This is a genomic window from Neisseria sp. P0021.S007, assembly GCF_051956855.1.
Genome location: NZ_JBQCXA010001635.1, coordinates 1 through 452, shown reverse-complemented (window position 1 = coordinate 452; position 452 = coordinate 1). Strand labels below are relative to the sequence as shown.

Here is a 452-nt window from a genome sequence, read left to right as displayed (position 1 = left end):
TCCGTGTTATTTTGGCCATCTTGGGCATCAACAGTACCGACCAAGTCGGCAGCCTGTTGGCTTATTCCGCAGTCGTCGGCTTCAGCGGCTCGATTGTCTACCTGCTGATGTCGAAAACCATCGCCAAACATTCGGTCGGCGCCGTCGTCATCGACCAGCCCCAAAGCGAAGAAGAAGCTTGGCTGTTGGCAACTGTTGAAGCGCAAGCCCGCCAATGGAATCTGAAAACACCGGAAGTAGCCATTTACGACTCTCCAGAGCCTAACGCCTTTGCAACCGGCGCGACTAAAAACAGCTCGCTCGTCGCCGTCAGCACCGGCCTGCTCGACCACATGACCCGCGATGAAGTCGAAGCCGTTTTGGCGCATGAAATGGCGCACGTCGGCAACGGCGATATGGTAACGCTGACGCTGATTCAAGGTATTGTGAATACTTTCGTCGTCTTCTTGGCG

The 452-nt window shown here is 55.3% G+C and carries 1 protein-coding gene; it reads left to right on the top strand.

From position 1 onward, the window contains the following. Positions 1-452: protease HtpX (gene htpX / locus ACTHUR_RS20655; protein WP_440400664.1), on the top strand; the 452-nt coding region annotated here is incomplete at both ends.